The organism is Endozoicomonas ascidiicola, assembly GCF_001646945.1.
Lineage (GTDB): Bacteria > Pseudomonadota > Gammaproteobacteria > Pseudomonadales > Endozoicomonadaceae > Endozoicomonas > Endozoicomonas ascidiicola.
Genome location: NZ_LUTV01000004.1, coordinates 94,156 through 102,112, shown reverse-complemented (window position 1 = coordinate 102,112; position 7,957 = coordinate 94,156). Strand labels below are relative to the sequence as shown.

General features: G+C 44.3%; 5 protein-coding genes. 1 reads left to right on the top strand and 4 read right to left on the bottom strand.

Annotated elements, in window-relative coordinates:
- Nucleotides 1–195 precede the first annotated feature (195 nt).
- The 3 genes from AKL11_RS11230 to betB all read right to left on the bottom strand — a co-directional run bounded on the left by AKL11_RS11230 (nucleotide 196) and on the right by betB (nucleotide 4,203).
- On the bottom strand, nucleotides 196–903 hold the full coding sequence (locus AKL11_RS11230) for a hypothetical protein (protein WP_216636794.1): 708 nt from the start codon (nucleotides 901–903) through the stop codon (nucleotides 196–198).
- 122 nt (nucleotides 904–1,025) lie between these two features.
- Complete coding sequence (betA, locus tag AKL11_RS11225; RefSeq protein WP_067517448.1) at nucleotides 1,026–2,729, bottom strand: choline dehydrogenase; 1,704 nt, start codon at nucleotides 2,727–2,729, stop codon at nucleotides 1,026–1,028.
- Between the two features lie 19 nt (nucleotides 2,730–2,748).
- On the bottom strand, nucleotides 2,749–4,203 hold the full coding sequence (betB, locus tag AKL11_RS11220; RefSeq protein WP_067517446.1) for a betaine-aldehyde dehydrogenase: 1,455 nt from the start codon (nucleotides 4,201–4,203) through the stop codon (nucleotides 2,749–2,751).
- 549 nt (nucleotides 4,204–4,752) lie between these two features.
- Here betB and AKL11_RS11215 point away from each other — a divergent pair.
- Nucleotides 4,753–5,217 (top strand): hypothetical protein, encoded by a 465-nt coding sequence (locus AKL11_RS11215; protein ID WP_067517444.1) that lies wholly within the window; start codon nucleotides 4,753–4,755, stop codon nucleotides 5,215–5,217.
- Between the two features lie 314 nt (nucleotides 5,218–5,531).
- Here the strand turns inward: AKL11_RS11215 and AKL11_RS11210 are convergent, their stop codons facing one another.
- A complete protein-coding gene (locus AKL11_RS11210) occupies nucleotides 5,532–7,664 on the bottom strand; it encodes an ankyrin repeat domain-containing protein (protein WP_067517442.1) in 2,133 nt (710 codons plus the stop codon).
- Nucleotides 7,665–7,957 lie beyond the last annotated feature (293 nt).

The window sequence follows — 7,957 nt, the reverse complement described above, 5'->3', positions numbered from 1 at the left end:
CTAGTTGTCCAGCATCGTTAAGTGTTTTTTGCAGACTATTTTCAAGATCAAGCATATTGCCTGCTTCGATAGGGATCTCTATCTGTAGAACGATTTTTTCACGATTGCTGGACACAATTGAAGCAGGCATGGCGGAGTCTATTATGGAAAGCGGTCTCTTATAATAGTCGTACAATTGAAGTTCTTTTGTTTCAATTATTCAGAGAGAGCACCCATCGGCAACACAAACTGATGGATATTGCCGAAGTAATCTCCAAGCAGAGCTACATTTTTGATGATACCTACAGCGCCATCATCGGTGGACATGGCTGCACCGACCCACATCACAGCAATCAGCCCCAGGAATAATGCACTGGTAGCAAGGCTGATAAAGCGAACGTATTTCAGGCTACTGCTTGAGTAAGCAGCGACAGCAATTGACAACAGAACAATCAGATAGAAAGAAGCTACTACCGTTTCACCGTCACCTACTTCCGGCAGATACCACGGCAGGTTTGAGAGCAACAGATATGCGGTAAATGCACAGGTACCAATAATAACGATATTATTAATGAGTTTAACCAGCGGTATCTCGAAGAACTTCACTTTTGGTTCAATGACACAAAAGTAAAAGCAGGTCAGAAAGTAAAAGGCCCAGATCAAGAATCCCCAGAAGCCAAATTCAATGGCTAGTGGGTTGGCAAAGCCGTATTCAGGGCTGGTTGCAAGGTCAGCGTAACCGGCAAACTCTGTCAGCGGGAACATAATCAAACCCACATCCAATCCGGAGGTGAACAGGATTGCAATAAACGTCAATGTTCTTACAGGTGTTGTGCCAACACATTTAACATTACCCCAGCGGATCAAAATAAATGCCACTGCGATAAATGTAAAAATAAGGCCAGCTGATAGCCAGGCTGTCATACGCTTCTCCAGTTTGAGTAGTTATTTGTAATTATTCGAAAGATGCAAGTTGCCAATGTTGTGAATCGTTATCAGGCAACCCACTAGAATGGTCAGTAAATCCATTACTGGCCACATGATCGTTACATCGTTACACGTTCAGGTTCTCCTGACCGCTGTCGCTCTCTCCAAAGCTCATCCATCCCAACCTTCACAGCTGAAGGTGCCAATGGCGCCTTGCCACGAATCACATCCGCTGCTTTTTCCGCCACCATGATCGTCGGTGAGTTCAAGTTGCCATTGGGGATGGTTGGGAAGATGGAAGAGTCCACCACTCGAAGGCCGGCAATACCCCGGACACGAGCCTGTGGATCAACAACGGCTTTTTCATCCGTTCCCATGGGGCAAGTGCACGATGGGTGGTATGCACTCTCCACGGCGCCACGAACAAATGCGTCGATTTCTTCATCAGTTTGAACCGCATTACCGGGTTGAATCTCATCACCCCGATAGTCATCAAACGCCGGTTGATTGATCACCTCACGGGTCAATCGCACGCAGGCTCTGAATCCTTCCCGATCCTCTTCATGCTCCATATAGTTGAACTGGATTTGAGGATGGTCTTTAGGATTCGCACTAACAGCACGAACCCAGCCGCGACTTTTTGGTTTGTTATGTCCGATATGCACCTGAAAACCATGGCCATCGAATGCACTGCGACCGTCGTATCGCATGGCGGCTGGCAGGAAGTGGTATTGCAAGTCGGGCCATTCCACACCGGCTTTGGAACGGATAAAACCACAAGATTCAAAATGATTGGTCGCACCAAGGCCTTTGCGATCCAGAATCCACCGAGCACCGATCAAGCCTTTGTTCAGCCAGTCCAGCTTGCCATTCAGGGTGATGGGTTCTTTGCATTTGAACTGGAAGTAGAACTCCAGATGATCCTGAAGATTTTCGCCAACACCGGGTAGATCGTGAACCACATCGATTCCGGCATTTTCCAACACCGGTTTTGGTCCAATACCCGACAGTTGCAATATATGTGGTGAACCGACGGAGCCTGCTGAAAGAATCACTTCTTTATTGGCGCGAACTTCCTGAATCTTGCCATTTCGTTCATAACGAACGCCAACAGCGGTTTTATCTTCCAGAATTAGTTTATGCACCAGGGCATGTGTGATAACTGTGAGGTTAGGCCTCTTCATAGCCGGGCGAAGATAGGCATTGGCAGTTGACCAACGGCGTCCGTTTTTCACGGTCATGTGCATTGGGCCAAAGCCTTCCTGCTGCTCACCATTGTAATCTTTGGTTTCGAAATAACCCGCCTCTACACCGGCATCAACAAATGCCTGATAAAGCGGGTTTTTCATCTCATTGCCGTTATTCACACCCAGCGGACCTGAGTCGCCACGATATTCATCGCCACCAAACGCCCAGGTTTCGGCTTTTTTAAAGTAAGGCAGGCAATGGGCATAATCCCATCCTTCAGCACCGTGTTGTTGCCATTCATCAAAATCACGGGCATGACCACGAACGTAAACCATGCCATTTATGGATGAAGAGCCGCCCAGCACTTTACCTCTTGGGCAGTGCATACGACGGTTGTCGAGAAAAGGCTCTGGCTCGGTTTCAAACTGCCAAGCGAACTTTTCTGTGTTCATTGGAATGGAAAGCGCCGTCGGCATTTGGATAAAAATACTGCGGTCGCTGCCGCCGTTTTCCAACAAAAGCACATTGACGTCGGCATCTTCGGTTAAGCGGTTGGCTAATACACAACCGGCTGAACCGGCGCCAACAATGATGTAATCGTATTGGCGGTTATTTTTTGATATAGCTGTCGACATAAAAACTCGATCTTATCTATTAAAAAGGGCTTTCCAGCGGTGTCATGCCCACATAGACAGACTTCAATTGAGTGTAGTGCTGCAAGGTTTCCATGCCATTTTCCCGGCCAATTCCGGATTGTTTGTAACCACCTACCGGCATTTCTACAGGAGAGAGCCCGTAACTGTTGATCCAGCAAATACCTGCCTGCAGTCGTTCAATAACACGATGTGCTCGGCGTATGTCACGGGTATAAACACCGGCGGCCAGTCCGTACTCGGTATCATTGGCTCGTTCGATCACTTCCTGCTCATCGTCAAACACCAGAATCGACATCACTGGGCCAAAAATCTCATTTTGGACGATGTTCATATCATCCCGGCAGTCGGTAAAAATGGTGGGTTCAACAAAGAAGCCGTCGGGTGCGGAATCAGGTGACAATGGATTACCGCCATGAAGCAGTGTTGCGCCGTCATCAAGACCGGATTGAATAAAATCCAGAACCAGCTTGTGATGTTTTGCAGAAATCAGAGCACCGAAGTTGGTTTCCGGATCCATTGGGTCACCGGCAATAATGTTATTGCGGGTGCGAGTCAGTAATTTTTCGACAAAAGACTCATAAATATCGCGCTGTAAAAACACTCGGGTGCCGTTGGTGCAAATCTCGCCCTGGGTGTAGAAATTCCCCAACATGGCTGCAGAGACGGCTTCATCAATGTCTGCGTCATCAAAGATGATCAAAGGCGATTTGCCGCCCAGCTCCATAGTGACTGCTTTCAAAGAAGAAGCAGAAGCCGCCATCACTTTACGGCCAGTATTCACTTCGCCGGTAAAGGAGACTTTGGCAATATTCGGATTACCAGTCAGCCATTGACCGACATCGGCATCGCCTTGCACGACGTTGAAAACACCTGCTGGCACACCGGCTTCCATAAAGATTTCTGCCAGCTTCAAGGCGCCGTGGGGCGTTTCTTCGGAGGGTTTGAAAATCATGCTATTGCCACAGGCCAGTGCGGGAGCGGATTTCCAGCAGGCAATCTGCAACGGATAATTCCAGGCGCCAATACCGGCACAAATACCCAGAGGTTCGCGGCGGGTGTAATAGAAATCCTGACCAACGCTTTGATGATTGCCTTCAATGGAGGGAGCAAGGCCGGCAAAGAATTCAATGGAGTCTGCACCAGAGAGCACATCTACTACGGATGCTTCCTGCCAGGGTTTGCCAGTATCTTCTACCTCTATGGCTGCCAGTTCATCATTCCGCTCCCGCAACAGTGCAACGGCTTTGTTCAGAATGCGGCTGCGCTCCATGCCCGTCATGGAAGACCATTGTTCAAACCCTTTGCGGGCACTGGTGATGGCTTGCTGGCGGATCAGTTCGTCCGCCACTTCCACTTCATAGGCCACTTTGCCTGTTGCGGGGTTGATAACCTCAAAGGTTTCACCGCTTTGATTGCTGAGGTAATCACCATCAACAAAGTTTCTAAGTCGCATCAAAGTTCTCCATACTGCTTTTCATGTTGTTCTAAGTGCTTGCTCAGAGGTCCTTTCACAACTCACAGCACAACCAACCATGGTCATGCCCGGCATTCAATATGCCATGTTCATTAATTTGGATGGGCCGGGTGGTCGGCAGGACGGTGCGTTAAGTAACCAGAAAGAGAGGTTCTCAGGCTTATCACAAAGACTTTCGTCTTATGCTTTGAGCTGAATAAGGGAGAGTTCCCAGAAATAGGCATAAAAGTCTGTCAGTGATTATTTGGTTTGAAGTCTAACCAATTTTCACCATTCCAGCAAACCGGCACGATCAGTAAAACCGGATAATCATGGTAGAAATACATAATATATTCAGAAAACAAATTAGAGCACTAACAAAAAACGCACTAAGTACCCGGCCATAGGGAATCATATGGTTGGGTACTTAATAGCGTTAAACACCATCTGGTCATGTAGTCAGCAATACTGGCAGCCTTGTTAGACCATTCCCCATGGAATCAGTGGTATAAAAGCAATAAATAATCATTCAGATGAGGGGAGCAGGGTATGGAGTACATCGCACCGGCCTTTGATTATCAGGAATTGACCGTAAAAGGCCTGACTCAGGATATGGCAGCTCTGGGCAATATGGACAGCCCGGTCAATCCACTCGGCGTGCATGATAAAGCGATCGTTCAGATAGAAATGTACTGCCGGATGATCTGTTATGGCATCAACACGCCCTTTCCTCATGCTCGTCAGCACCTTGCCTTTGCTTTGCTGGGCATCAAAGGGGCTCTGCGTCAGATCAGCCTGGCTGAACTGGTCACCGCTAATAGGGATATCACCGGGATTGAGATTAAACGGTCACAGCGTGATCTGAAAATAATGGATAAGTTGGAAACACTGCTGGATAACTCCATTATCACGGAAGCGATCCCGACACTGAGAGAAGCCATCCGTTTCGCACACAGCAGGGATCAAAAAGAAATTTATGAAATCCTGAGCCTGAAACTCAAAGGGCGTAAGTAACACTCATTGAACACCACGTATCCCAACTACTTATACCAATTCTGTTTTTAAATTATGGGCTGCGCAGCCATTTTGGCCGACTGGGTCAGCGTTGAAGCTCCTCGCCATAGCTACGCTATGACTCGTCTCTTCGCCTTGTCCAGTCACCCAAAATAACTTGCTCACTCCATAATTTAAAAACGACATTGGTATTACGTATTGATTGCACAATGTCGATCACACCCTCTCCATATCCACAAACAAATGCTCAGGTGAGCGAAGCCTTTATTCTTACCAAACAGCATCCCTGTAAAAAAGCACTGATGATATTTGTTTCAGTCAAGCTCATCCATATCCGTATCCGTGCTGCCTTTTGCGCGGGCAGATACATCAAACGACCTTTTGGTATGTACGCTCTTTGGCTCTAAGTAGGTTATAGATTGAAAACGGATATTTTCATCTCCGTAGGCCAGAGCTAGCGTGGAGCCTTCCTTAAAAGCAAACCTTGCACTACTTATTGCCTTTTGTAAGAGCTTCTGTATATCGACATTTTCATGTCTCTGGGCAATACACAACAGTGAGCTTCCATCGGCTAATTTAGCCATTGCCCTATTTCTAATAATTCTAAGATCTCTGGGCTGAGTTGAGTTCAAGCTTGCTTTTTCAGGAAAACATCTAAACTCTTTTTTATCCAAAAAACCGGCACTAAAGCTCCTAGAATATTTTTCTTCAAGCAATGTTTTGACTAACGAGCAATCTCCACTTCTAATGGCTTTTTCAATAGCACTTAAGAACTCATGATGAAGCTCAGTGTGTAAATTTAATAACTTTACTACCTCTTCCCGACTCTTGTCATTTTTAATAATGGAAATACTCTCTTTGACAGATGTAGTCATCAATGGTTCATAACTTAATAAGAGTTCCAACAACTGACAAACACATTGATTATATTCATCTGTGACAGGATGATTTTCATAATCTTTCCACTCGATTAAATTCAGTAAGCGCATAATAGAGCCATCGTTATCAGGGTCAGCGCCACAATCAAGTAAAATTTTTGTAATATCAAAAAAACCATAATCTATAGAACATAGCAAAGCAGTCATTTCCGAATAGTCTGTTTTTAAATTAACATCCGCACCTTCAGTGATAAGATTCTTAACCGCAGATGAATCATTACCTCGAACTGCTTCAAACAGAGCATGATAACCATTGCGTGTTTTACTATCAATAAGCCCTTCAGCTGCCAGTTTATCCGCACGAATAGGGAAAGAAAAAGCAAGCAGAATATCTGTTAACATTGTGCGACATTGATCTGATGAAGATTTGGTCATTATATTTTTTTCTTTAGAAGCGAAATAACGCTCCATTTTTACACAACGTTTCCTGCCGGCATCATGATTAATATCAACATAAATGATTCCAAAAAGTATTTTATCGACATCTAAACTTGAGAGTGACGTCCGTATACAGCTGTATAAACCTGCAAGGTCATCTTTCCTAAAAACATGAAATGATTCTGGAGATGAAGAGTCAAAGACTATCAGGTCACAATTCTCCACTTTGAGCGAGATTGTGTGTTTATCACTTTGTAAAAGATAATAACCGATATTTTCAACAATCCCTCTAAAAAGAGATTTGAAGCCTTTCTCGTCGACATGATAGATTTTTAGCTGTGTTCCTGTAAGTGATGGTTTCCAAGATGACTCTGAAAGAGAAGATTCCTTCTCAATCTTGGATTCCATATACATAGGTGTAAACAGTGCGCTTTTCTGGATAAAGTCATAAGGTGCTAACCTCGGCTTGAAATTAAAATTATTGTCCCCTTTCAAGAATACTTCAATTTTACTCGCAAAGTGATTAGCAACCACAACCTCCGTAAAAGCCCTAAGCTCGAGTAATAAAAAAGCATCCGACTTCTCGTTATGAAAGTAATGATAATAAAGGCTCCTATCAGTAGAATTTAATGTGTTTTTTTTCCTATCGCAAAATTCTTTATAAACCTCTGACGCTTTATGTATTGCCTGATTAATATCAACAAAACGTTCTCCACCACACAACCAGGATGAACTACTAATGAGGCCTAATAACTTTACAAAAAGGCTGTGATCATAACGACCTTCACCCTTATTGACACTTAAGCCAGATAATATGAATACTATGGACAAACCAAGGCATAAATCTCTATGATCACCAATCGTTTTATCATCATAGCCTGTCAGTGCTCTAACATTTATAATCCTTGTTCTGGCAACATCATCATTATCAGACTCTTTAAATCCTGATAAAGCCATAGAGATAGATGAATATAATATTTCAAAAACCTTGTTACCCTTGTTTTGATTAAACAATCTCTTTAAATCTTGCCTCGTAGAACGCATCGTACGAAGACTGACAGACTTTGAAGCCTCTTTCCCTCTGTTATCACTTTCAACATAACTTAAAAAGTTTTTGGCATCCTCAACCAAGGTATTTACTTTACAAGTTCTTGCTTTAAAACTCTTATCGTTATCATCAATATACTGCTCCTGAGACTGACAGTAATCTAGAAAGTGGGCTTGATAGTTTGGGTGCTCTCTCTGAATAATTGAAACAAAAGAACTTCAATTGTACGACTATTATAAGAGACCGCTTTCCATAATAGACTCCGCCATGCCTGCTTCAATTGTGTCCAGCAATCGTGAAAAAATCGTTCTACAGATAGAGATCCCTATCGAAGCAGGCAATATGCTTGATCTTGAAAATAGTCTGCAAAAAACAC